The sequence below is a fragment of the Paenibacillus radicis (ex Xue et al. 2023) genome, from assembly GCF_024722015.1.
Taxonomy (GTDB): domain Bacteria; phylum Bacillota; class Bacilli; order Paenibacillales; family NBRC-103111; genus Paenibacillus_S.
This window is the reverse complement of sequence record NZ_JANQBD010000040.1, coordinates 26,782-51,888: the sequence shown is the minus strand read 5'-3', so window position 1 is coordinate 51,888 and position 25,107 is coordinate 26,782. Positions and strand designations below refer to the sequence as shown.

The window sequence follows — 25,107 nt, the reverse complement described above, 5'->3', positions numbered from 1 at the left end:
GAGTGCTTTTTTTGCATTTTCTTCAAAACTGACGATTAGGCAGGTAAGATTTGGTTCATAATTGTAACGAATCGAATTTTATAATTGAAGGTATGGAGGTGATTCTATGATGAAAAAATGGTTTCAAAGCTTTTTTGCAGTTATTGGAGGCGTGTTAGGTTATGGGTGGAGTGATACCGTCGGTCGACCATTTTTTAATTTCATAGAAACGGTTTTTGGTGTGAAAGAGGTTGCAGGCCAGGCTTATTGGCTGATGCTGCTCGGAGTGGTTCTCTTTTATACGCTCAGTTCCTGGGTGGTCAACTATGGATTGAAATGGATGGAAAAGGGGGAGGAGAAGGTCGCTCATGTCCCGATTACCGACCTTCTTGCAGGTACGGCAGGCATGACAATCGGATTGATGCTGGCTGTAATGCTTCTAACCCCATTCGGACAAGCCGGGTTGTTCTCGCCCTTTCTGCATGTTATTTTTACGGCAATGCTCGGTATTGTAGGGTTCCGTTTGGGCTATGCAAAAAAAGAAGAGTTTATTGTGCTGCTTACTAAAACCCGTTCATCCAAAGAACGTGGAGCAGCAGGTGAAGTGAAGGGCTTTGAAGAGCATAAAATTTTGGATACCAGCGTGATTATTGACGGTCGGATTGCAGATATTTGTAAAACCGGATTTATCGAAGGTACACTGGTTATCCCTGAATTTGTGTTGGAGGAATTGCAGCATATTGCGGATTCATCGGATTTGCTGAAGCGGAACCGGGGACGTCGGGGGCTTGATATACTTAACAAGATCCAAAAAGAGCTGGATGTTAAGGTTTTGATTTACGAAGGTGACTTTGAAGAAATTTCAGAGGTGGACAGCAAGCTGGTTAAGCTCGCCAAGGTACTGCAAGGTAAAGTAATCACGAATGATTTTAACCTAAATAAAGTTTGTGAGCTTCAAGGCGTGTCTGTTCTAAATATTAACGATCTGGCTAATGCGGTTAAGCCTGTTGTACTGCCTGGTGAGGAAATACTGGTGCAGGTCATCAAGGATGGCAAGGAGCATGGACAAGGCGTTGCTTATCTGGATGACGGGACTATGATCGTTGTTGAGGGCGGGAGAGACTTTATTGGCACTACTTTGGACGTACTGGTTACAAGTGTGCTGCAGACCTCTGCAGGCCGGATGATCTTCGCTAAACCGAAACTATTGGAAAAAGCTCTCTAAAACGTATATGATAAGAGGAGTGAACGCGCTAGGTAGATCGCGCGCAGATGGTAGCTGGCAGGTGAGGATGCAATGGGGAAACTGGCTGTAGTAGTTGTAGCCGCGGGCAAGGGCTCGCGAATGAAGACAGAGGAAAGTAAACAATATTTGCAATTAAGCGGGAAACCCATTCTTGTATATACATTGACTTTGTTTGAGCGGATCGAACAGGTGGATACAGTTGTGTTGGTGACGGGTGCGGACGATGTGGATCGATGCAGCGGCTACATCGAGCAGTTTGCGTTAAGCAAAGTAAAGCACGTTGTATCCGGCGGCAAGGAAAGGCAAGATTCTGTTTACAAAGGGCTTGAAGTGCTGGGCTCGGACGTTGAATGGGTTATGGTACATGACGGAGTCCGTCCCTTCGCATCAGTGGAGCATGTTCTGGCATGCTGGCGCAAAGCGATGGAGGCGGAAGCTGCTGTTCTTGCGGTTCCCGTTAAGGATACGATCAAGATTGTCAATAACGAAGGAAAGATTGAGTCTACGCCAGACCGGCGCAGCTTGTGGGCTATTCAAACCCCACAAGCTTTTCGTCTTTCATTGCTTAAACTTGCATACGAGCAAGCAGAGAAAGATGGTTTTGCAGGAACGGATGATGCCATGCTGGTTGAGCGGATCGGAACGCCGGTGCAGGTGGTTGAGTCCGATTATTATAATATTAAAATAACAACGCCTGAGGATTTGCCGTGGGCGGAGTGGATTATTCAGAATGTAAGGGGAGAGAGATAACAATGATTCGAGTAGGACAAGGCTTTGACGTGCATCAACTGGTGGAAGGAAGGAAGTGCATTATCGGGGGCATCGACATACCTTATGAAAAGGGGCTGCTAGGGCATTCTGATGCGGATGTGCTTCTGCATGCTATCAGCGATGCCATTCTGGGAGCATTAGGCATGGGAGACATAGGCAAGCATTTTCCTGACACCGATCAAGCTTATAAGGATGCGGACAGCTACCAGCTGCTGCTGGATGTTTGGAAGCTGGCGAAAGAAGCGGGATACAAGCTCGGGAACATCGATTCCACCATTATTGCGCAAAAGCCCAAAATGGCTCCGTATATTCCAGCAATGGTACAGCGTATTGCCGAAGCCTTGGATGCAGAGCCTTCTCAGGTCAATGTAAAGGCTACAACGACAGAGCAGTTGGGCTTTGCTGGCCGCGGTGAAGGAATTGCCGCACAATCGGTTGTTTGTTTAATCCAAGATGTGCTATCATAACAAGAATATTTAATTTACGGTTATTAAAAGAGGCAGTTTAAATTAGAGGGGAGCAAGCTGTATGTCAGGTCAAATGCGTGTAAGATATGCGCCAAGCCCCACAGGACATTTACATATAGGTGGCGCACGTACGGCATTATTCGATTATTTGGTCGCCCGCAAGCATGCAGGGCAATTTATTATCCGATTTGAAGATACCGATCAGACTCGCCATGTAGAGTCCGGGATTGGCAACCAGTTGGAAGGCTTGAACTGGCTTGGGTTGAACTGGGATGAGAGTGTAGATATAGGAGGTCCTTACGCCCCCTATCGTCAAACTGAGAGGCTGGATCTGTATCAGCCCTTCGTTGATCAATTGCTGCAAAACGGCCATGCGTATCACTGCTATTGTTCAGAAGCGGATTTGGAGCAAGAGCGCGCCGATCAGGAGGCTAAAGGCGAGATGCCTCGCTATTCAGGTAAATGCCGGCAGATTCAACCGGAATCGCTGGAAAAGTTCAAAGCGGAAGGCCGCAAGCCTTCGATCCGTTTCCGTGTAACGGAAAATCGGGTTATTGCTTTTGAGGATCGGATTCGTGAGCATGTTGAGTTTGAATCCAATGGAATTGGCGATTTTATTATCGTACGTCCGGACGGGATTCCTACGTATAATTTTGCCGTTATTCTGGATGATCATTTGATGAAAATCAATCTTGTTATTCGCGGTGAAGAGCATCTTTCCAATACGCCGAGACAAATCATGATGTACGAGGCACTAGGCCTGCCTATTCCGGAATTTGCGCATTTATCGCTTATATTGAACCAAGACCGCAAAAAAATGAGCAAACGCGATGAGTCCATCATACAGTTTATTCAGCAGTATAAAGAGCTCGGCTATTTGCCTGAAGCGGTGCTGAACTTCATTGCGCTGCTGGGCTGGTCCCCTAAGGGCGAAGAAGAGATTTTCACCAAGGAAGAGCTGATCGAGCAATTCGATCTGGATCGGGTTTCCAAGAGTCCGGCCGTGTTTGATATGGATAAACTCAACTGGATGAATAATCATTATTTGAAAAAAGCTGAACTGTCCCGCGTTGTGGAGCTGGCATTGCCTCATCTGCAGAAGGCTGGGCTCGTTCCAGAGGAGCTTGGAGCAGAGCAGCAGGAATGGGTCACCCGCCTGATTGGGCTGAACCAGGAAAGAATGCAATATGCTGCCGAGATTGTTCCATTGTCGCAATTGTTTTTCCAAGAGGATGTTTCATATGAAGAGGAAGAGGCGAAGGCTTTGCTCACGGAAGAGCATGTGCCTGTAGTGCTGCAGGGCTTCCTGAATGAAGTGTCCCAGGCAGAAACCTTTGCGGTTGAGAACATTCCTGCTATGCTTAAAGCAGTGCAGAAAGCTACCGGCTTCAAAGGGAAGCAGCTGTTTATGACCATCCGTGTCGCCCTCACCGGTCAGACACATGGCCCCGATCTGAATGTCACGGTTTTCTTGCTTGGAAAATCTAAAGTGATATCCAGACTCAATAAATTATTGTAAACCATGTGATTTTCATATAAGATTAAGAAAGTAAAACATAGAACCGAAAGTTCTTGAAACAAATATATGGATCGTGGCGTAGAGCAGGAGAGTACAATTATTAGGGCTTCACAGAGAGGATAGTTGGGTATCGCATCATGGGATATCCCAAGCTGAGAGCTGTCCATTCCCTATGATTGGAAATGCACCTGGGAGCCGTATTGACGAGCTGCTGATTGGCTTTGTTCACAAAGCATAACGGCAAGGTAGTCTTACCGAATTCGTTCACGTTACGAACGCACAAGATGGACATAGCCTGCGTGAAGCTGCATGTCCAAGCAGAGTGGAACCGCGACTTTTCGCCTCTGCAGCCGTTATGGCTGTGGGGGCTTTTCTATTTGTTCATAGAATTTTAGAATCTTTACCTTATGAAAAGGGAAGAAAGCAGGAAGCAGGTGAGTTGTCTTGTTCAAGCACATGAGAGAAGATATCGCTACTATATTTGAGAATGATCCCGCCGCGCGGAGCTGGTTTGAGGTGGTGTTCACTTATTCCGGTTTACATGCTCTCTGGGCGCACCGTGTGGCCCATTGTTTATATAAGAAACGGTGGTATACCACTGCGCGGATCACCTCGCAAATTAGCCGTTTTATGACCGGCATCGAGATTCATCCAGGTGCGATTATCGGAAGGCGTTTTTTCATTGACCATGGAATGGGAGTCATCATTGGTGAAACTTGCGAGATCGGTGATGATGTTGTTTTATATCAGGGCGTCACTTTGGGAGGAACAGGCAAGGAAAAGGGCAAGCGTCACCCAACGATCGGCAGCAACGTGGTTATTGCATCCGGGGCCAAGGTGCTTGGATCTTTTACCGTCGGGGATAATTCCAGGGTTGGTTCAAATGCGGTAGTGCTTAGCGAGGTGCCTCCAAACAGTACAGTTGTCGGTATCCCCGGTCGTGTGGTAAAGCGTGATGGCGTTCGTGTAGGCCGTCTGGATCACAATAATTTACCGGATCCCGTAGTCGATATGTTCCGCCAATTGCAGGAGCAAATTGAAGAACTGAAAGTAGAAGTGGCAACTATAAAATCCAAAAGTGGAGGTAGCCAAGAGAATGACGTTAAAAATTTATAATACGTTATCCAGAACGAAGGAAACATTTCAGACTATTGAGCCTGGCAAAGTAAAAATGTATGTATGCGGCCCAACCGTTTACGATTATATTCATATTGGCAATGCGCGTCCGATGATCTTTTTTGACGTGGTAAGACGATATTTGGAATCCATAGGCTATGAAGTTAATTACGTTGTGAATTTCACTGACGTAGACGATAAGTTGATCAAAAAAGCGGCTCAGATGGAGCTGACGGTTCCTGAAGTGGCGGATTTGTTTATTCGCAAATTTTATGAGGATACGGAAGGCTTGGGTGTTCGCAAAGCAACCTTGAATCCACGAGTAACGGAAAATATCGACGAAATTATTGCCTTTATCGAAGGACTTGTTGATAAGGGCTATGCCTATGAAAAAGGCGGCGATGTATATTTTAGAACAACCAAATTTGCGGATTACGGCAAGCTGTCTCAACAAAATCTGGAAGAGCTGCAGTTCGGAATTCGGGTCGAGGTTGACGATCGCAAGGAAAACCCTCAGGACTTTGTGCTCTGGAAAGGAGCCAAGCCCGGTGAAATATCATGGTCAAGCCCTTGGGGAGAAGGAAGACCTGGCTGGCATATTGAATGTTCCGCGATGGTTCGTAAATATTTGGGAGATACCATTGATATTCATGGCGGGGGACAGGATCTGCAATTTCCTCATCACGAATGCGAAATCGCCCAGTCCGAATGTTTGACCGGTCACGCGATGGCTAATTATTGGATGCATAACGGTTACATCAATATCGATAATGAAAAAATGGGCAAGTCGCTTGGGAACAGCGTGAATGTGAACCAGCTGCTGCAAACGCTCAGTTCGCAGGTCATTCGCTATTTTATGCTATCTGCCCATTACCGCAACCCGTTGAACTTTAGCAATGATACTATCGAGCAAGCCAAGAATGGATTGGCTCGTATTGAAAATTGCGTGGCTAATATTAAACATCGTTTGTCCGCGGCTGGAGACGGCGATACCGATAATGGAGTCAAACAAGCTGTCGAAGAGGCAAGGAGCCAATTCGAAGCCAAGATGAATGACGATTTCAATACGCCGGATGCCGTTACAGCTGTGTATGAGTTGGTCAATGCATCGAACCTTTACTTGCAGCAAGAGGCCGTTACTAGCAGCTCTCTTAAGCTTTTGCTAGAGCAGTTCGAAGCTATGGACCGTATCCTGGGCATACTAGCACATGAGGAAGAAGGGCTGCTTGACGAGGAGATCGAACAGCTGATTATAGACCGTACGGAAGCTCGTAAAACGAAAAATTGGGCTCGTGCCGATGAAATTCGTGATTTGCTGACGGAGCGGGGGATTATTCTGGAGGATACACCTCAAGGTATCCGCTGGCGGCGAAATTAATGAAGGAGCCTTTTTCCTTAGACTCCGGTCTGTTCTCCTTTCCTCCGGCCAAAGAACCTAAGCTGTTAAATCCGATAGTGCTTGCTTATATCGGGGATGCGGTTTACGAGGTATTTGTTCGCCAATATGTAATAGCCCAGATCAATCACCGTCCTAACCATTTGCACCGTCTATCCACACAGTACGTATCGGCCAAAGCACAAGCCAAATCGCTGCAGCGATGGATGCCCCATCTGACCGATGAAGAAACGGATATCGTAAAACGGGGGCGTAATGCCAAGTCAGGCAGCTCGGCCAAAAATGCGGATATTCTGGAATACCGCCACAGCACGGCCTTTGAATGCTTGATCGGTTTCTTATACTACACTAAACAGCTGGAACGGCTGCAATATTTGATGATGATGTCTTTGGAACGTGACTAATTAAATTTAAACCTAACAAAGATTTTACACAGAGAACAGGTTTGAAGCCGTATAAAAGGAGAGAACGATAATGGAGGAAGAATTAGAATTTCTAGCGGGGAAGCATTCAGTGCTGGAAGCACTTCGGTCCGGACGAACGATCAATAAAATTTGGATCGCCGAAAATGCGCAAAAGCAGCTGACACAACCCATCGTTGCAGAAGCAAAACAGAATGGTGTTATTGTTCAATTCGCCGATAAACGGAAGCTGGACCAAATGGTAGATAATATTCAGCACCAAGGGGTAGTTGCTCAAGTTGCAGCTTATGATTATGTGGAAGTGGAGGATATTTTGGCCATCGCTCAAAGCAGGAACGAAGAGCCGTTCATTCTGATTCTCGATGAGATTGAAGATCCTCATAACCTGGGCTCGATTCTTAGAACAGCTGACTGTACTGGGGTTCATGGGGTGATTATTCCCAAACGCAGGTCGGTCGGCTTAACTGCAACGGTATCCAAAACATCGGCAGGCGCTGTGGAATATGTGGCAGTAGCGCGTGTCACGAATCTGGCGCAAACGATCGAGCTGCTTAAGGAGCGGGGTGTCTGGATAGCGGGAGCAGATGTTGCGGCCCAGCAGCCGGTGTATCAAACAAACCTTAATATGCCGCTGGCGCTGGTAATAGGGAATGAACAGAAAGGCATGGGCAGGCTTATTAAGGAAAAATGTGACTTTTTACTGAAGTTGCCTATGTTCGGACACGTCAATTCATTGAATGCATCCGTGGCGGCGTCCGTGTTGATGTATGAAGTGATTCGCCAGCGCTTGTCCAAGAAATAGATGGTGTTACAGGTATGATTCAAGAAATACTTATTGTAGACGGCTATAACATTATCGGCGCCTGGCCGGAGCTGCAAAAGTTAAAAGATATAAGCTTGGAGGAAGCGCGGGACCGGCTCATTGAGCAGTTAGCTGAATATCAGTCTTTCTCAGGGGTAAAAGTGCTGCTTGTTTTCGACGCCTACTTTGTTCCCGGATTGGGAGGTAAGTATGTGCAGAGCAAGCTGCGCATTTATTACACCAAGGAGAAGGAAACCGCTGATGAGCTGATTGAGCGATTGGTTACGGAACATATCGGGCGGAGAAAGCAGATTTATGTGGCCACTTCAGATATGACGGAGCAGCATGTCATTTTTGGAAAAGGAGCTTTTCGCGTTCCGGCGAGCGAGCTATTGGTTAAGATAAGGCTATCTCGACGGGAGATTCAGCAGAAAATCCGCGAGGATGCCCCTTCTAAAAGAAATACGTTCGATAGCAAGCTGAGCAGCGAGATGAAAGAGTTGTTCGAAAAGTGGCGAAGAGGCCAGTAATAGTAGGTATTTCAAGCTTTTACTAGTGTGAATTTGGTTGACGATGTTAGATTACATAATGTATACTGATTCTATCTTTCATGTAGAACACAGGTATAGTTATTCGCAGTCTTGCCAGGGCCGGAGGGATTATTGGTGAGTGTCGACCTCAAAGAATTGAGAATGCATGAATATGACCTCAAGGCAGATGAAGATATTGTCGAGGCGGTCCGCGATGGCGAAAGTGACGCATTGGAGTATTTGATTAACAAGTACAAAAACTTTGTCCGAGCCAAAGCACGCTCCTATTTTCTAATAGGTGCTGATAGGGAAGATATCGTGCAAGAAGGTATGATAGGATTATATAAATCTATTCGTGATTTTCGTGGAGACAAGCTCGCTTCCTTTAAAGCTTTTGCAGAACTGTGTATCACTCGTCAGATCATAACAGCTATTAAAACCGCAACCAGGCAGAAGCATATACCTCTTAATTCTTATGTATCGCTGGACAAGCCTATTTATGACGAAGATTCTGACCGCACCTTGCTGGATGTCATCTGCGGTTCCCGAGTTACCGACCCTGAGGAATTGATCATTAATCAAGAAGAGTTCAGTGGTCTGGAAGATAAAATGGGCGAGATACTAAGCGACCTTGAGCGCAGGGTACTTATGCTTTATTTGGATGGCCGTTCCTATCAGGAAATTGCGGTCGATTTAGACCGCCATGTGAAGTCGATTGATAATGCTCTGCAGCGGGTTAAACGAAAGTTAGAGCGGTATTTGGAAGTAAGGGACGCATAGATGGCACCTGTCGCGAAGAGCGGGGTGCTTTATTTTTTTTGTATATTGTTTATCCTTTCCTCGCAGCGTTAATACTAGAATCTGTAGATAATACAGATGAGCGGTTGTATTGCTAGGATTATCTTGACATGAATTTGGCGCTATGCTAAAGTATTCAGGTAGCCCTAAAATTTGAGGCGTTTTTTTGCTGATCGTTTAAGGTTTTCAAAATACGAGGCTGGTCCGTAGGAGGTGTACATCATGCGGGTTATAATCACGTTAGCGTGCACGAACTGCAAGCAAAGAAACTATACGTCCAATAAAAATAAGCGCAACAATCCAGACCGCATGGAGTTGAAGAAGTTTTGCAAGTTTTGCAATGAACATACCGCTCATCGCGAAACTAGGTAGTCTTTGGAGGTGTAGTTGTGTCCTTTTTAGCTAGAATGAAGAACACATTTTCCTTTTTTACGGACAGTTGGTCTGAATTAAAAAAGGTGAAGTGGCCAAGTCGTAAAGAACTGATCAGCTATACGCTAGTCGTTCTGTTTACGGTTGTCTTTGTAACCATTTACTTCTACGTACTTGATTTGGGGATTTCTGAGCTGCTTCGTCTTATTTTTAAATAAGCGGGAGTTAGGTGGCTAATAATGGAAATGGAAAAAAGATGGTACGTCGTACATACCTATTCAGGGTATGAGAATAAGGTCAAGGCAAACTTGGAGAAACGCGTAGAGTCTATGAATATGTTGGACAAAATCTTTCGCGTTTTGGTTCCGATGGAAGAAGAGATTGTGAACAAGGACGGCAAGAAAAAAACGGTTATGCGCAAGGTATATCCGGGTTACGTTTTGGTCGAAATGATCCAAACCGATGATTCGTGGTATGTCGTTCGTAATACTCCGGGTGTAACGGGCTTTGTCGGTTCGACAGGGTCTGGATCTAAGCCGACTGCTCTGCTTCCTGATGAAGTAGAATCTATTCTCAAGCATATGGGCATGGAAGAACCAAAACCGAAGATCGACTTCGATCTCAAAGATACTGTGCGTGTTATGGTGGGTCCTTTTGCGAATTTTGTTGGGTCGGTCGAAGAAATTCTTATCGACAAGGCTAAGCTTAAGGTTCTTGTAAACATGTTCGGGCGGGAAACACCTTTAGAGCTGGATTACCATCAAGTGGAGAAACTCTAAACGCTACTAAACCGTCATACTACATGCAAGGAGGTGTCACACAATGGCAAAGAAGGTTATTAAAGTTGTTAAACTGCAAGTTAATGCTGCAAAAGCGAATCCGGCTCCACCTATCGGTCCGGCTCTTGGTCAAGCGGGTGTTAACATCATGGCTTTTTGTAAAGAGTTTAACGCTCGTACTGCAGATCAAGCAGGTTTGATTATTCCTGTTGAGATTACAGTATTTGAGGATCGTTCTTTCACTTTCATTTGCAAAACGCCACCGGCTGCTGTATTGCTCCGCGTAGCTGCAAAGATTGAGAAAGGTTCAGGCGAGCCTAACAAAAAGAAAGTTGCAACTGTGAATCGCGCGACTGTTCGCGAGATCGCTGAGCAAAAAATGCCTGACCTGAACGCTGCATCCGTTGAGGCTGCAATGCGTATGATCGAAGGTACGGCTCGCAGCATGGGCGTAACTATCGTAGATTAATACGAATCGCCGTGCTTGCGTTTCTTGACGGTGACAACCAACTTTGCTATGCAAAAGGTTGCGCCATGAGTGACAACTGACATCGCTTTGCTGATGTAACAGTTGCGCTTTAAGTGGGAGGATATTCCGCTAATACCACACGAGGAGGATAAACAAAGTGCCTAAACATGGTAAAAAGTATTTGGAAGCTTCTAAGCTGATCGATGCTGAAGCATCGTATGAGCCGGCTGAAGCGATTGAGCTTGTTAAGAAATCGGCGCCTGCAAAGTTTGACGAAACCGTTGAAGTTGCAGTTCGTTTGGGTGTAGACCCTAGGAAACAAGACCAAGCTGTTCGTGGCGTTGTTGTATTGCCACACGGAACTGGTAAAACTAAACGTGTTCTTGTATTCGCAAAAGGTGACAAAGCCAGAGAAGCGGAAGCAGCTGGTGCTGATTTCGTAGGCGATCAAGACATGATCAATAAGATCCAGCAGGGCTGGTTCGACTTTGATGTTTGCGTAGCTACTCCCGACATGATGAGTGAAGTGGGTAAATTGGGTCGTATCTTGGGTGGTAAAGGTTTGATGCCGAATCCTAAAGCTGGTACAGTTACATTTGATGTAACAAAAGCAGTTCAGGAGATCAAGGCTGGTAAAATCGAATATCGCTTGGATAAGGCTGGACAAATCCATGCTCCAATCGGTAAAGTATCCTTTGATGCTGATAAGTTGGCTGACAACTTCCGCGCATTGGTTGATGCTTTGGTAAGAGCGAAACCTGCAGCTGCTAAAGGTGTATACCTTAAGAACATCGCAGTTTCCTCAACGATGGGTCCTAGTGCTCGCGTAAACGTTCAAACCTTTAGATAAGTTTGGCAGTTGACTTTTGAAGTTACACGTGCTAACCTATCTAAGCTAACAAATGAATATGACTTACCGTAGACAGCAGGTGTTTGATTATTCAAACTTAATTTCCTGCCGAGGTGTTATGATATAAGATCGGTATCTTTGCTTAAGTACAAAGATTAAATCGCTCATCATGCCTTCGCAGTGTCTGCGAAGGCATCTTCGCGTTTAGCGGGATGTAGTTGCAGGACACTGGCGAATAGTTTACGAGTTAAGTAATGACCTGAATGATTAAGTTGCTTCTTTGCGGAAGCAAAGTGATTTCTTACAATGCTAGCTTCCCTGTGAAGCTAAGCAAAATGCTTACGATGACAGCTTTCTTACGAAAGCTCTTAGGAGGTGCAAAAAATGGCAAACGCAAAAACCCTTGAGATTAAATCTCAGCAAGTGAGTGAAGTTACTGACAAGCTGAAAGAAAGCTCATGCACAATTGTTGCGGATTACCGCGGTCTGAACGTGGCTCAAGTAACCGAGCTTCGTAGACAACTGCGTGAAGCAGGCGTTGAGTTCCAAGTATTGAAGAATACTTTGGCTAGACGTGCTACTGCGAATGCTGAGTTAAGTGCACTGGATGAGTATTTGACTGGCCCAACAGCCATCGCATTCAGTAAAGACGATATCGTAACTCCAGCTAAAATCTTAACAGATTTTGCTAAGAAGAACGATAAACTTAGCGTTAAAGCAGGTGTAGTTGAAGGTAAAGTGGTTGGTTATGACCAAATCAAGGCATTGGCTGATCTTCCATCCAGAGAAGGTTTGTTGTCCATGTTGCTCAGCGTGCTTCAAGCTCCTGTTCGCAACTTCGCCCTTGCGGTTAAAGCAGTGGCAGAAAAAGACGGCAGCGCTCAAGAGGCTTAATAAGCAATTGGCAACTGTTTCATAAAAAAACAATTAATCGGAGGTTTATATACCATGAGTAAAGAACAAATCTTAGAAGCAATCAAAGGTATGACTATTTTGGAATTGAACGATCTTGTTAAAGCAATCGAAGAAGAATTCGGCGTAACTGCTGCAGCTCCAGTAGCAGCAGGCGGCGGCGCAGCTGTTGCTGAAGTTGTTGAGCAATCCGAATTCGACGTAATTTTGAACAGCGCTGGCGCGTCCAAAATCAACGTTATCAAAGTAGTTCGCGAAATCACTGGTCTTGGCTTGAAAGAAGCAAAAGACTTGGTTGATAGCGCACCAAAAGCAATCAAAGAAAAAGTGGGTAAAGAAGAAGCAGAAGCGGTTAAAGCGAAGCTTGAAGAAGCAGGCGCTGGCGTAGAAGTAAAATAAGTACCCAGCTTTTCAGAAGCCCCTTGGAGTTACTTCAAGGGGTTTTTTGATAATATTAGACTTTATAAGTTTTCAGCGAAGCTGCAAGAAAAGCACCGCTAAGACACGAATGTATCTTCGTGGAGAGGGCTTCGAATAGAAGCATTTCTTACCGTTTTTAAGAGAAACAACTCGTGCGGCAGTCGCGACTAAAGGGTGTCCGGAGGGAGAGTAGAAGTGGAGCACTATTATTCGCAAAAACCAACAACGGCGCATAAGGCTCATACAATTGAGGAATCATTGCGCGGCCGTAAATATACATTTGTGACGGATGCTGGCGTATTCTCAAAACGAGGAGTGGATTATGGGTCTAAAGTGCTGATCGAAGCTCTTGATATACCTGATAAAGCAGAAGTGCTGGATGTCGGCTGTGGTTATGGTCCTATTGGCTTTGCGGCTGCGGGGCTGGCGGTTCGAGGGAAAGTGACAATGGTTGATATCAATGAAAGAGCGGTTGAACTGGCGAAGCAGAATGCGCAGCGCAATCAAATTACTAACGTGGAGATTTTGCAGAGTGATATGCTGGGCGCTGTAATTAACCGGAATTTTGATGTAGTGATAACGAATCCTCCTATCCGGGCAGGCAAGGAAACAGTTCACCGTATATTTGAGCAAGCTTACGAGGTGCTGAACGCCGGCGGCTCATTATGGATTGTTATCCAAAAAAAGCAGGGAGCGCCATCGGCGTTTGCCAAGCTGGAAAGTTTGTTTGCCAAGGTGACTGAAGTAACCAAGGATAAAGGGTACCGAGTGATTAGAGCAATAAAGTAACAATAACTAGAACATCTACCCATTTAATGTCCCAAAAGTGATCCGTCAGCGAATCCCGAAGGGACAGCACCTCTTAGCAGAAACTGTCGGATCAACGACAAACGGATAGCATGTCCGATAGGACGAAAGCGATGAAGAGGCACTGTGTAGCGCTCCCGCACCATAAGCACAACCGTTAAGCGTGTCCCGTAGGGATGAAAGCGATCCAAACGTACACAGTAACAATGCGCACAGCGGGTGTCCAGAGGGCGGCGGCCCTTTGTGGCCCTCCCGGCGGGGAAGGTTTGGGAGGGGACACTTCGAGGATGATGGTGGGCACTAAGGAAAAAATGTTGACTTGACTTTTCGGATGTGTTATTATAATAAAATGTCAGTATTAAAGTGGGTAATATCTCTTTAGTTTACTAAAATGTCAAGATTTATTTTCGCGACAGGGTGAATAAAATTTAAATGTTATACGTATAATGTTTAAATTTTAAGTAAAACCTACAAGGTATGAAGAAAAATATGGTAAGTCGAGATTCAATGTTTGGAAAAAGCTTCTAAAAGGAGTTTCACTTGGGCGGTATTTACTCGAGAAGGCTTCAGGAAAGAGGCTTTTATTTTGTTCTATTGAGTAGACATGAGGGGTGAATCAAAGTTGGCGGGTCATCTTGTTCAATTAGGTCGACGCAAACGCAGGTCATACGCTCGGATTCATGAGGTATTGGAAGTTCCAAACCTTATCGAAATCCAACAAAAATCGTACGAATGGTTTTTGGAAGAAGGATTGCGTGAAATGTTTCAGGATATTTCCCCTATTCAGGATTTTACGGGGAATTTAGTGTTGGAGTTCATTGATTATAGCTTAGGGGAGCCTAAGTATTCGGTGGATGAGTCCAAGGAACGCGATGTGACTTACGCAGCTCCGCTTCGTGTGAAAGTGCGCTTGATCAATAAAGAAACTGGTGAGGTCAAAGAACAGGAAGTATTTATGGGAGATTTCCCATTGATGACGGAAACAGGGACTTTTATTATCAATGGTGCTGAACGGGTTATCGTCAGCCAGTTGGTTCGTTCTCCTAGCGTCTATTTTAGCACGAAAGTGGATAAAAACGGTAAGAAAACATACACAGCTACAGTAATTCCTAACCGCGGCGCGTGGTTGGAGCTAGAGACGGATGCTAAAGATATTATTTATGTCCGGATAGATCGTACTCGTAAAATTCCAGTTACTGTTCTGTTGAGATCCTTGGGTTTCGGGACGGACGCGGATATTTTGGACTTGTTGGGTGACGATGAGTATATCCGTAATACGCTGGATAAGGATAATACGGATTCTACGGATAAGGCTCTTATCGAGATCTATGAGCGCTTGCGTCCAGGCGAACCACCTACGCTGGATAATGCAAGAAGTTTGCTGGTAGCTCGCTTCTTCGATCCGAAACGCTATGATTTAGCGAATGTAGGACGTTACAAAATCAATAAAAAGCTGCATATCAAAAACCGTCTGTTTAACCAACGTTTAGCTGAATCTTTAATTGACCCTGAAACAGGCGAGATTATTGCTGAAGCAGGACAATTGCTGGACCGCAGATTGTTGGATGATGTTCTTCCGTTCTTGGAAAAGAATGTGGGCTTCAAGGAATACACAGCGCCTAACGGTATGAATGATTTGGAACATATACCGCTACAGTGCATCAATGTGTTCTCTCCAATTGAAGACGGTAAAATCGTAAAGGTCATAGCTAATGGCAAAATCGATAAAACTGTAAAGAATATTACCCCTGCAGATATTATTGCTTCGATTAACTATTTTATTAATCTTTTGCATGGCATCGGCAATACGGATGATATTGACCATCTTGGTAACAGAAGATTGCGTTCTGTTGGTGAGCTGCTTCAAAATCAGTTCCGTATCGGTTTGTCTCGTATGGAACGTGTGGTCCGTGAGCGGATGTCGATTCAAGACGCAAATGTTATTACGCCTCAAGCGTTAATTAATATTAGACCGGTAATTGCATCGATTAAAGAGTTTTTCGGAAGCTCTCAGTTGTCGCAATTTATGGACCAAACGAATCCGTTGGCAGAACTTACGCATAAGCGCCGCTTATCAGCGTTGGGACCCGGCGGTTTGACCAGGGAACGCGCGGGCTTTGAGGTTCGTGACGTGCATCACTCCCACTATGGCCGTATGTGTCCTATCGAGACTCCAGAGGGTCCGAACATTGGTTTGATCAACTCCTTGTCTACTTTCGCAAGAATCAACGAATATGGCTTCATTGAGGCTCCGTACCGTTGGGTTGATCCAAAGACAGGCATTGTTACCGAACAAATCGCTTATCTAACAGCGGATGAAGAAGATAACTATGTTGTAGCGCAAGCGAACACGAAATTAACGGAAGAAGGCCATCTTGCAAATGACACGGCTATCGTTAGATTCAAGGACGATAACTTGATTCTTCCAAAAGAACGTGTCGACTACATGGACGTATCTCCTAAACAGGTTGTTTCAGTAGCTACAGCGTTGATTCCGTTCCTTGAAAATGATGACTCCAACCGTGCGTTGATGGGTTCAAACATGCAGCGTCAAGCCGTGCCTTTGCTTATTCCTAAGTCACCTCTCGTGGGTACAGGTATGGAGCATAAGTCGGCTAAGGATTCCGGTGTGTGTATCGTTTCCAAGGTTGATGGAGTTGTCGAAAGAGTGTCGGCTAATGAGATCTGGGTTCGCCGTCAAGCGATAGTGGATGGCAAGCTGGTAAACGGAGACTTGATCAAGCACAAACTTCATAAGTTTATGCGTTCCAACCAAGGTACTTGTATTAACCAACGTCCAATTTGCCATAAAGGCGAACAAGTTCGCGCAGGCGATATTCTAGCTGACGGTCCATCCACGGAAATGGGTGAATTGGCGCTTGGACGCAACGTAGTCGTTGCCTTCATGACTTGGGAAGGTTACAACTATGAGGATGCGATCTTGCTGAGCGAGAAGCTGGTTAAAGAGGATGTATACACTTCGATTCACATCGAGGAATACGAATCAGAAGCCAGAGATACCAAATTGGGTCCCGAAGAAATCACGCGTGATATCCCGAACGTCGGTGAAGATGCGCTGAAGAATTTGGACGAGCGCGGTATTATTCGTGTTGGTGCGGAGATCGGCGCAGGAGATATCTTGGTCGGTAAAGTAACACCTAAAGGGGTTACTGAGCTTACGGCTGAAGAACGTTTGCTGCACGCTATTTTTGGGGAAAAAGCTCGTGAAGTACGTGACACATCGCTTCGTGTACCGCATGGTACCGACGGTATTGTCGTTGATGTTAAGGTGTTCACACGTGAGAACGGTGATGAGCTTCCTCCAGGTGTTAATCAGCTGGTGCGTGTCTACATTGCGCAAAAACGGAAAATCTCCGAAGGGGACAAAATGGCCGGTCGCCACGGTAATAAAGGGGTTATCGCGCGCATTTTACCTGAAGAGGACATGCCGTTCTTGCCTGATGGTACTCCGGTACAGGTTGTTTTGAACCCGCTGGGCGTTCCTTCCCGGATGAACATTGGACAGGTGCTGGAAGTTCACTTGGGTATGGCTGCTAAATACCTCGGTATTCATACGGCAACGCCAGTATTTGACGGCGCTCGCGAGTATGACGTGTTTGATGCAATGGAAGAAGCCGGTATGCAGCGCAATGGTAAGACATTGCTGTATGACGGTCGTACGGGCGAACCGTTTGAGCGTGAAGTTACCGTTGGCGTCATGTATATGATTAAGCTGGCGCACATGGTTGACGATAAGATCCATGCACGTTCCACAGGTCCTTACTCACTCGTTACACAGCAGCCGCTGGGTGGTAAAGCTCAGTTCGGTGGACAGCGTTTCGGTGAGATGGAAGTTTGGGCGTTGGAGGCCTATGGGGCCGCATATACACTTCAAGAAATATTGACGGTTAAGTCCGATGATGTGGTGGGACGTGTTAAAACGTACGAATCCATTGTCAAAGGGGAGAATGTTCCAGAGCCTGGTGTTCCGGAATCCTTTAAAGTTTTGATAAAAGAACTTCAAAGCTTAGGTATGGACGTTAAGATACTGTCTGGAGACGAGCAAGAGATCGAGATGAAGGAAACAGACGACGAGGATGAGGTAACAAGCGACAAGCTGAATCTCAATCTCGAAGGCACGGAGTTAGGTGTAGAATAACGTAAAGTTAGCTAGGCTCTGCCCCCGATAAGAGGTTTTCTTATCATATAGTACATTCTTCTTAAGGAGGGTTGCTCCTTGATGGACGTTAACAACTTCGAATTTATGAAAATTGGATTAGCTTCTCCAGAAAAGATACGTTCGTGGTCCCGCGGGGAAGTTAAAAAGCCGGAAACAATTAACTACAGAACCTTGAAACCTGAAAAGGAAGGTCTGTTTTGCGAAAAGATTTTTGGTCCAACAAAGGACTGGGAATGTCATTGCGGTAAGTATAAGCGTGTCCGTTATAAAGGCGTAGTTTGTGACCGTTGCGGTGTTGAGGTAACCCGTCAAAAGGTTCGCCGCGAACGCATGGGTCATATCGAACTGGCTGCACCCGTTTCTCATATTTGGTACTTCAAAGGAATTCCTAGCCGCATGGGCTTGGCATTGGATATGTCTCCTCGTTCACTCGAAGAGATTATCTACTTCGCTTCTTATGTAGTTACGGATCCAGGAGATACACCGCTTGAGAAGAAGCAGCTGTTGTCCGAAAAGGAATATCGCAGCTATCGTGAGAAATACGGCTATGCATTCCAAGCTGGCATGGGCGCTGAGGCTGTGAAGAAGCTGCTTCAGGATATCGAGATCGAAAGAGAAGTGGAAATGCTCAAGGAAGAACTGAAGACTGCTCAAGGACAGCGCCGTAATCGTGCTATCAAGCGGTTGGAGGTAATGGAAGCTTTCCGTAACTCCAAAAATATGCCTGGTTGGATGGTTCTGGATGTACTTCCGGTCATCCCGCCAGAGCTTCGTCCGATGGTTCAATTGGATGGAGGTCGTTTCGCGACTTCTGACTTGAATGACCTTTACCGTCGAGTGATCAACCGGAATAACCGTCTGAAAAGACTGTTGGACTTGGGAGCACCTGATATCATTGTTCAAAATGAGAAACGGATGCTGCAGGAAGCGGTTGATGCTTTGATCGATAACGGCCGTCGTGGTCGTCCAGTAACAGGTCCGGGTAATCGGCCTTTAAAATCGCTTAGCCATATGCTTAAAGGTAAGCAAGGCCGTTTCCGTCAAAACTTGCTAGGTAAACGTGTCGACTATTCCGGTCGTTCGGTTATCGTAGTAGGACCTAGTTTGAAAATGTACCAATGTGGTCTTCCGAAGGAAATGGCACTTGAGCTGTTCAAACCATTTGTTATGAAAGAGCTGGTTAATAAAGGCCTTGCTCATAATATCAAAAGCGCTAAACGCAAAGTTGAACGTGTCAGTCCTGAGGTTTGGGATGTATTGGAAGAAGTAATTAAGGAGCATCCGGTTCTGCTGAACCGCGCACCTACGCTGCATAGATTAGGTATTCAGGCGTTTGAGCCTATCCTGGTTGAAGGTCGCGCTATCAAGCTTCATCCATTGGTATGTACGGCATATAATGCCGATTTTGACGGTGACCAAATGGCGGTTCACGTTCCATTGTCCTCAGAAGCTCAAGCGGAAGCTCGCGTACTAATGTTGGCATCCGGTAACATTTTGAATCCAAAAGACGGTAAGCCGGTTGTTACACCTTCACAGGATATGATCTTGGGTAGTTTCTACTTAACTACCGATAATAAAGAAGCTAATGGAGCTTTAACGATTGTTCGTACTGTGCATGAAGCGGTATCCTTATACCAGCGCGGTGCTGCATCCTTGCATGCTCGTATAGCTATTCCTGCCAAAGCGTTGAACAAAACAAGCTTCACGCCTCAACAGCAAGAAGCTATGCTTATTACAACCATTGGTAAAGTCATTTTCAACGAAATATACCCAGAGGATTTCCCTTACATCAATGAGCCGACCAAGGCTAATTTGTTGGCAGGTGCTTCTGATCAATATTTTGTGTTCGATAAAGGCGCGAATATTCGCCAAATCATGTTGGATCTGCCTGAGGCTAAAGCTGTAGGTAAGGAATATCTGGGATCGATTATCGCCGAGTGTTTCCGTAAATACCATACAACACTTACATCTATTATTTTGGACCGTATTAAGGAACTTGGTTTTACTTATTCGACAAAAGCCGGTATCACCATCGCAGTTTCGGATGTAAATGTACCGCCTGAAAAGGTAGCCATTCTTAAAGAATCCGATGATAAAGTAAGTGTAGTAACTAATCAGTACCGCCGCGGCTTGATCACGGACGAAGAGCGTTATGACCGCGTCATTGCGATCTGGAGTAAAGCGAAGGATGAGCTCACAGATATTCTGATGAAGTCACTCGACAAATATAACTCCATTAACATGATGGTTGAATCCAAGGCGCGAGGTAATAAGTCACAAATTACACAGCTTGGCGGTATGCGGGGTCTGATGGCTAACCCATCCGGTAAAATTATCGAGTTGCCTATCAAATCGAATTTCCGTGAAGGTCTGACGGTATTGGAGTACTTTATCTCTACCCACGGAGCGCGGAAAGGTTTGGCGGATACAGCCCTTCGTACAGCGGATTCAGGTTACCTGACTCGACGTCTGGTTGACGTAGCTCAAGATGTTATCGTACGTGATGAGGATTGCGGTACCGATAAAGGCTTTACTGTAAGCAGAATTCAAGACGGTAAAGAGGTTATTGAGGATCTGTATGACCGTATCGAAGGCAGATATGCTTTTGAAACGATTCGCAATCCAAAGACCGGCGAAGAAATCATTGGTCGCAATGAATTAATTGAAGCAGGAATTGCTGATAAAATCATTGAAGCCGGTATTGAAAAGCTGCAAATCCGTTCGGTATTAAGCTGCCGTTCCAGCCATGGTGTATGTAAGAAATGTTACGGCCGTAACTTGGCAACCGGACAGCATGTTGAAATCGGGGAAGCAGTTGGTATTATAGCTGCACAATCGATCGGTGAACCGGGAACTCAGTTGACGATGCGTACGTTCCATACCGGTGGTGTAGCAGGAGACGATATTACCCAAGGTTTGCCGCGTATTCAAGAGTTGTTCGAAGCGCGTAATCCTAAAGGGCAAGCCATTATCTCTGAGCTGGATGGTATTGTTAAAGATATTCGTGAAGCCAAAGACCGTCGGGAAATTGAGGTTTTGGGTGAAGCGGAATCCAAAGTTTATGCAGTTCCTTACGGCTCTCGTGTTCGCGTATCGCTCAATCAACAAGTTGAAGCAGGCGATGAGCTTACAGAAGGTTCAATTGATCCTAAGGAAATGCTTCGTATCAAAGGGATTCGCGGCGTACAGAACTACATTTTGCAGGAAGTACAACGCGTATACCGTAACCAAGGGGTAGAAATTAACGATAAGCATATCGAAGTAATGATTCGTCAGATGCTTCGTAAAATACGTATCGTCGATGCAGGTAACACTACTCTATTGCCAGGCGCATTTGTGGATATCCACGAGTATGAAGATGCTAACAAAGTAGCTTTATTCTCTGATCAAGAGCCTGCTGTTGCGAAACCTGTGTTGTTGGGTATCACCAAAGCATCGCTTGAAACGGATTCCTTCTTGTCTGCGGCTTCCTTCCAAGAAACGACAAGAGTTTTGACTGATGCAGCGATTAAAGGCAAGGTCGATCAGCTTCTTGGATTGAAAGAAAATGTTATCATCGGTAAGCTGATTCCAGCAGGAACAGGAATGCCGAGATACCGCAACATTCGTATAACCAACCCGAATGAAGTGGGAATCGTTGAGGATTCCTTAGATATGGAACCAGTTCCAGTAGAATAACGATCTACAAGAAAAGCATAATGGTTGCCTTCATGAGGAGCTCAATGTGAATTCTTTATGAAGGCAAGTGTTTTTCTTGACAATGGTGCTTTCATAGTGCTAATATATCGAAGTGTGCCAATTTATCAATAGTCTCCTGTCCTTTGGAGGATGTTTTTACATGTCTTATGAAAAAGTAAAACAGGCTTCGAACATAAGTACAGGCACAAAGCAAGTTGCAAAAATGGTAGAATTGGGCAAGGCTTCAGAAGTTTTTGTTGCTAAAGATGCAGATCCGCGAATAACGATAAAAATAGTTAACCTTTGCAAGAAACTGGAGGTTAAAGTAACATACGTTGACTCTATGAAGTTGTTAGGTAAGGCGTGTGGTATTGAAGTTGGAGCTGCTGTAGCAGCTGTAGTAAATGAATAATGCAAATGCGTTTTTGCCGCAAAACTGCAAAGTGGTGCTGGTAGAAACTTTTCCTTTGTTCATTTACGATTCGCCTGGATCTGTGGGCTTGAAATGAATGATCAATTTCGGAAGGAGGTGGCGAAATGCCAACAATTAACCAGCTCGTTCGTAAAGGACGTCAAGCAAAGGTGGAAAAGTCGAAGTCTCCGGCTCTTCAAAAAGGTTTTAACGCTCTGAAAAGAGAATCAACCAATATCAGCGCTCCTCAAAAGCGTGGTGTATGTACTCGTGTAGGTACTATGACACCAAAGAAGCCGAACTCCGCTCTTCGTAAATATGCTCGTGTTCGTCTTACAAATCGTGTTGAGGTAACTGCGTACATCCCAGGTATCGGACACAACTTGCAAGAGCACAGTGTTGTATTGATCCGTGGAGGAAGAATCAAAGATCTTCCAGGGGTACGTTATCACATCGTGCGCGGCGCATTGGATACTTCCGGTGTTAACAACCGTAAACAAGCTCGTTCCAAATATGGTGCGAAGCGTCCAAAAGCAGCGAAAAAGTAATAAAAAAATTAGCAACGAATGAACTTTTTCAGAAAGGGGGATAACTATGCCTCGTAAAGGTCCAGTTACTCGCAGAGACGTATTGCCAGATCCTATTTATAATAGCAAACTGGTAACTCGTTTAATCAATCGCATTATGCTAGATGGCAAAAGAGGGGTCGCTCAGACCATTCTATACAACGCTTTTAACATGATCCAAGAACGTACAGGTAAAGAGCCGATGGAAGTGTTTGAAGCAGCTATCAAAAACATTATGCCTGTACTAGAAGTTAAAGCACGCCGTGTTGGTGGTGCCAACTACCAGGTGCCTATCGAAGTAAGACCAGATCGTCGTACGACTTTGGGTCTTCGTTGGTTGGTGAACTACTCTCGCCTTCGCGGTGAGAAAACAATGGAAGAAAGATTGGCTCAAGAAATTATTGATGCCAGCAACAACACAGGTTCTTCCGTTAAGAAACGTGAAGATACACATAAAATGGCGGAAGCTAACAAAGCGTTCGCACATTATCGTTGGTAGAATTAAAATTCCTGATTAATTGGAAGGAGACATCCTGATGGCTAGAGAGTACTCCTTGGACAATACGCGTAATATCGGGATTATGGCGCATATTGATGCGGGTAAAACTACAACCACTGAGCGGATCTTGTACTATACTGGTATCACTCATAAAATCGGTGAAGTGCACGAAGGTGCAGCAACGATGGACTGGATGGAACAAGAACAAGAGCGCGGAATTACCATCACTTCCGCCGCGACAACTACTCACTGGAAGGGTAAACGCATCAATATTATCGATACCCCGGGACACGTAGACTTCACGGTTGAAGTGGAACGTTCTCTTCGCGTGTTGGACGGAGCTGTTGGTGTTTTCAGCGCTAAAGAAGGCGTTGAGCCTCAGTCCGAAACAGTTTGGAGACAAGCTGATAAATACAGCGTTCCTCGTATTGCTTATGTTAATAAAATGGACATCATCGGTGCTGATTTCTTGGCAGTTATTGAACAAATGCGTGAGAAGCTAGGTGCTAACGCAGTTGCCATTCAATTGCCAATCGGTGCTGAGAATGATTTCATTGGTATTATTGACTTAATCGAACAAGTTGCCTTCATCTTCAAAGATGATATGGGTAAAGAAGTAGATAGAGTCGAAATTCCTGAAGAGTACAAAGCAAAAGCAGAAGAGCTTCGTCTTGAGCTAATTGAAAAAGTAGCTGAACTTGATGAAGAACTTACAATGAAGTACCTAGAAGGTGAAGAACTTTCTATCGAAGAGATTAAAGCTGCTCTTCGTGTAGGTACTTGCCAAGTTAAAATCTTCCCTGTTGTGTGTGGTTCTTCTTATAGAAACAAAGGCGTTCCATTGATGATCGATGCTGTTGTCGACTACTTGCCGGCTCCAACCGATGTTCCAGACATTAAAGGTACATTGGATGATGGTACGGAAGTAATTCGTAAATCTGCTGATGATCAACCGTTCTCTGCTCTTGCTTTCAAGATCATGACGGATCCTTTCGTTGGTAAGTTGACGTTCTTCCGCGTATACTCCGGTGTGTTGAATGCTGGTTCATACGTAATCAACTCCACAAAAGGCAAGCGCGAGCGCGTTGGCCGTATCCTTCAGATGCATGCCAACAGTCGTCAAGAAATCAGTATCGTTTATTCCGGAGATATCGCTGCAGCTGTTGGTCTTAAGGATACAACAACTGGAGACACTCTCTGTGATGAGAAAAACCAAGTAATCTTGGAATCCATGAACTTCCCTGAACCTGTTATTCAATTGGCTGTTGAGCCGAAAACGAAAGCCGACCAAGACAAAATGGGCATTGCATTGTCCAAATTGGCTGAAGAGGATCCAACTTTCCGTGCTCACACTGACGAAGAAACAGGCCAAACTATCATCGCTGGTATGGGTGAGCTTCACCTTGAGATTCTCGTTGACCGTATGTTGCGTGAGTTTAAAGTAGAAACCAATGTGGGTAAACCACAGGTTGCTTATCGCGAAACATTCCGTCAAGAGGCAAGAGTTGAAGGTAAATTCGTACGTCAGTCCGGTGGTCGTGGACAGTATGGACATTGTTGGGTTATTTTCTCTCCACAAGAAGCCGGTGCAGGATTCTTGTTCGAGAGCAAAGTAGTTGGGGGTTCGATTCCAAGAGAATATATCGCGCCAATTCAGGCCGGTATCGAAGAATCCATGAAAAACGGCGTTATTGCCGGCTTCCCGATGGTTGACATCAAAGCTACCGTTGTTGACGGTTCTTACCATGATGTTGACTCCAATGAGATGGCATTTAAAATTGCTGGATCGATGGCATTGAAAGCAGCAGTAGAGAAATGTGCTCCTGTTTTGCTTGAGCCAATCATGAAAGTAGAAGTAACTGTTCCTGAAGAGTACATGGGCGATGTTATGGGTGACCTTAACTCCCGTCGTGGACGTATCGAAGGTATGGATGCGCGCTTTGGCGCACAAATCATCCGTGCTAAGGTGCCTTTGTCTGAGATGTTCGGTTACTCCACTACATTGCGTTCCCGTACACAAGGCCGCGGAGTTTACTCCATGGAAATTTCTCACTATGAAGAAGTGCCTAAGTCAATTGCAGAAGAAATTATTGCAAAACACAAAGGCGCATAAATAA

The 25,107-nt window shown here is 45.2% G+C and carries 24 protein-coding genes and 1 other annotated feature; all 24 genes read left to right on the top strand.

Going from position 1 to position 25,107, the window contains the following annotated elements; genetic code table 11:
- Window positions 1–106 precede the first annotated feature (106 nt).
- Window positions 107–1,204 (top strand): PIN/TRAM domain-containing protein, encoded by a 1,098-nt coding sequence (locus NV381_RS34650; protein WP_258217834.1) that lies wholly within the window; start codon window positions 107–109, stop codon window positions 1,202–1,204.
- 72 nt (window positions 1,205–1,276) lie between these two features.
- Window positions 1,277–1,975 carry a 2-C-methyl-D-erythritol 4-phosphate cytidylyltransferase gene (ispD, locus tag NV381_RS34645; protein ID WP_258217833.1) on the top strand — a complete coding sequence of 233 codons (699 nt, stop codon included), beginning with the start codon at window positions 1,277–1,279 and terminating at the stop codon, window positions 1,973–1,975.
- A gap of 2 nt (window positions 1,976–1,977) precedes the next feature.
- On the top strand, window positions 1,978–2,463 hold the full coding sequence (ispF, locus tag NV381_RS34640) for a 2-C-methyl-D-erythritol 2,4-cyclodiphosphate synthase (protein ID WP_258217832.1): 486 nt from the start codon (window positions 1,978–1,980) through the stop codon (window positions 2,461–2,463).
- A gap of 61 nt (window positions 2,464–2,524) precedes the next feature.
- Window positions 2,525–3,982, top strand: a complete 1,458-nt coding sequence (gene gltX, locus NV381_RS34635) for a glutamate--tRNA ligase (RefSeq protein ID WP_258217831.1) — start codon at window positions 2,525–2,527, stop codon at window positions 3,980–3,982.
- Between the two features lie 444 nt (window positions 3,983–4,426).
- Complete coding sequence (gene cysE, locus NV381_RS34630; protein WP_258217830.1) at window positions 4,427–5,098, top strand: serine O-acetyltransferase; 672 nt, start codon at window positions 4,427–4,429, stop codon at window positions 5,096–5,098.
- Window positions 5,079–6,476, top strand: coding sequence for a cysteine--tRNA ligase (gene cysS / locus NV381_RS34625; RefSeq protein ID WP_258217829.1), 1,398 nt, complete (start codon window positions 5,079–5,081; stop codon window positions 6,474–6,476). Before cysE ends, cysS begins: the two co-directional genes overlap by 20 nt.
- On the top strand, window positions 6,476–6,898 hold the full coding sequence (locus NV381_RS34620; RefSeq protein WP_258217828.1) for a Mini-ribonuclease 3: 423 nt from the start codon (window positions 6,476–6,478) through the stop codon (window positions 6,896–6,898). The genes cysS and NV381_RS34620 overlap by 1 nt, the downstream gene beginning before the upstream one ends.
- Window positions 6,899–6,968: 70 nt before the next feature.
- Window positions 6,969–7,718, top strand: a complete 750-nt coding sequence (rlmB, locus tag NV381_RS34615; protein ID WP_258217827.1) for a 23S rRNA (guanosine(2251)-2'-O)-methyltransferase RlmB — start codon at window positions 6,969–6,971, stop codon at window positions 7,716–7,718.
- Window positions 7,719–7,732: 14 nt separating this feature from the next.
- Window positions 7,733–8,248: an NYN domain-containing protein gene (locus NV381_RS34610; protein ID WP_258217826.1), complete on the top strand. Its 516-nt coding sequence runs from the start codon at window positions 7,733–7,735 to the stop codon at window positions 8,246–8,248.
- Window positions 8,249–8,383: 135 nt separating this feature from the next.
- Window positions 8,384–9,028 carry an RNA polymerase sporulation sigma factor SigH gene (gene sigH / locus NV381_RS34605; RefSeq protein WP_171651069.1) on the top strand — a complete coding sequence of 215 codons (645 nt, stop codon included), beginning with the start codon at window positions 8,384–8,386 and terminating at the stop codon, window positions 9,026–9,028.
- A 240-nt stretch (window positions 9,029–9,268) separates the two neighbouring features.
- Window positions 9,269–9,418: a 50S ribosomal protein L33 gene (rpmG, locus tag NV381_RS34600; protein ID WP_028552031.1), complete on the top strand. Its 150-nt coding sequence runs from the start codon at window positions 9,269–9,271 to the stop codon at window positions 9,416–9,418.
- Between the two features lie 17 nt (window positions 9,419–9,435).
- Window positions 9,436–9,636: a preprotein translocase subunit SecE gene (gene secE / locus NV381_RS34595; protein WP_171651070.1), complete on the top strand. Its 201-nt coding sequence runs from the start codon at window positions 9,436–9,438 to the stop codon at window positions 9,634–9,636.
- A 27-nt stretch (window positions 9,637–9,663) separates the two neighbouring features.
- Entirely contained in the window at window positions 9,664–10,197 is a 534-nt protein-coding gene (gene nusG / locus NV381_RS34590; RefSeq protein ID WP_258217825.1) for a transcription termination/antitermination protein NusG, read from the top strand.
- Window positions 10,198–10,240: 43 nt separating this feature from the next.
- Window positions 10,241–10,666, top strand: a complete 426-nt coding sequence (gene rplK / locus NV381_RS34585) for a 50S ribosomal protein L11 (RefSeq protein ID WP_258217824.1) — start codon at window positions 10,241–10,243, stop codon at window positions 10,664–10,666.
- Between the two features lie 157 nt (window positions 10,667–10,823).
- Window positions 10,824–11,516 (top strand): 50S ribosomal protein L1, encoded by a 693-nt coding sequence (gene rplA, locus NV381_RS34580; RefSeq protein WP_258217823.1) that lies wholly within the window; start codon window positions 10,824–10,826, stop codon window positions 11,514–11,516.
- Between the two features lie 48 nt (window positions 11,517–11,564).
- Window positions 11,565–11,726: a sequence feature (ribosomal protein L10 leader region), on the top strand.
- 174 nt (window positions 11,727–11,900) lie between these two features.
- On the top strand, window positions 11,901–12,410 hold the full coding sequence (gene rplJ / locus NV381_RS34575) for a 50S ribosomal protein L10 (RefSeq protein ID WP_258217822.1): 510 nt from the start codon (window positions 11,901–11,903) through the stop codon (window positions 12,408–12,410).
- 54 nt (window positions 12,411–12,464) lie between these two features.
- Window positions 12,465–12,827 carry a 50S ribosomal protein L7/L12 gene (rplL, locus tag NV381_RS34570; protein ID WP_258217821.1) on the top strand — a complete coding sequence of 121 codons (363 nt, stop codon included), beginning with the start codon at window positions 12,465–12,467 and terminating at the stop codon, window positions 12,825–12,827.
- Window positions 12,828–13,043: 216 nt separating this feature from the next.
- Complete coding sequence (locus tag NV381_RS34565) at window positions 13,044–13,637, top strand: class I SAM-dependent methyltransferase (RefSeq protein WP_258217820.1); 594 nt, start codon at window positions 13,044–13,046, stop codon at window positions 13,635–13,637.
- A gap of 640 nt (window positions 13,638–14,277) precedes the next feature.
- Entirely contained in the window at window positions 14,278–17,814 is a 3,537-nt protein-coding gene (rpoB, locus tag NV381_RS34560) for a DNA-directed RNA polymerase subunit beta (protein ID WP_258217819.1), read from the top strand.
- 78 nt (window positions 17,815–17,892) lie between these two features.
- Window positions 17,893–21,513 (top strand): DNA-directed RNA polymerase subunit beta', encoded by a 3,621-nt coding sequence (gene rpoC, locus NV381_RS34555; protein ID WP_308862412.1) that lies wholly within the window; start codon window positions 17,893–17,895, stop codon window positions 21,511–21,513.
- Window positions 21,514–21,673: 160 nt separating this feature from the next.
- Window positions 21,674–21,925 carry a ribosomal L7Ae/L30e/S12e/Gadd45 family protein gene (locus NV381_RS34550; RefSeq protein WP_258217817.1) on the top strand — a complete coding sequence of 84 codons (252 nt, stop codon included), beginning with the start codon at window positions 21,674–21,676 and terminating at the stop codon, window positions 21,923–21,925.
- Between the two features lie 125 nt (window positions 21,926–22,050).
- On the top strand, window positions 22,051–22,473 hold the full coding sequence (rpsL, locus tag NV381_RS34545; protein WP_171651078.1) for a 30S ribosomal protein S12: 423 nt from the start codon (window positions 22,051–22,053) through the stop codon (window positions 22,471–22,473).
- A 46-nt stretch (window positions 22,474–22,519) separates the two neighbouring features.
- A complete protein-coding gene (gene rpsG / locus NV381_RS34540) occupies window positions 22,520–22,990 on the top strand; it encodes a 30S ribosomal protein S7 (protein ID WP_171651079.1) in 471 nt (156 codons plus the stop codon).
- Between the two features lie 37 nt (window positions 22,991–23,027).
- A complete protein-coding gene (gene fusA / locus NV381_RS34535; RefSeq protein WP_258217816.1) occupies window positions 23,028–25,103 on the top strand; it encodes an elongation factor G in 2,076 nt (691 codons plus the stop codon).
- Window positions 25,104–25,107: the final 4 nt, after the last annotated feature.